This window comes from Rahnella perminowiae (assembly GCF_019049695.1).
Lineage (GTDB): Bacteria > Pseudomonadota > Gammaproteobacteria > Enterobacterales > Enterobacteriaceae > Rahnella > Rahnella perminowiae.
Window position 1 is genome coordinate 1 of the sequence record NZ_JAFMOT010000043.1, and the last position, 419, is coordinate 419.

Below are 419 nucleotides of genomic sequence, written 5' to 3' on the forward strand. Positions count from 1 at the left end.
ACTTAGCGCACAAAAAAACCACGTTATCTAACGTGGTTTTTTTGTGCATTCATCAATGTATTATTTTGATTGTTCTTGAGATTTGACCGCTGAGGCAACAGGTGGTGCGATATTTGGGGTGTCACCTGTTTTGGCTTTAATCTCTGCTTTGGCTTCAGCCGTTGAGGCATTACGCGCTTCAATGGTCGATGTTTTTGCAGTAGCCGTTGGTGCAGAAGATGGCGTCATAGAAGCATTGTCTGGGCTGGCAACCGTAGTATTTGGACCTGTTGCGGTGTCTGCATTGGCAGTGGCGGTGGTGGTTTCACCCGCCGCAGGTGAGGTTGCCGCAGGCGTCGAACCCGCTGGTTTGGCAGCGGCAGCAGCAGATGCAGCGGCTTTGGCTTCTACTTCAGCATTGAGTTTTGCAACGTCAACGT

The 419-nt window shown here is 50.4% G+C and carries 1 pseudogene; it reads right to left on the reverse strand.

Annotated elements, in window-relative coordinates:
• Nucleotides 1-60: 60 nt before the first annotated feature.
• Nucleotides 61-419: pseudogene (locus tag J1781_RS00190) on the reverse strand (hypothetical protein); the annotation flags it as partial.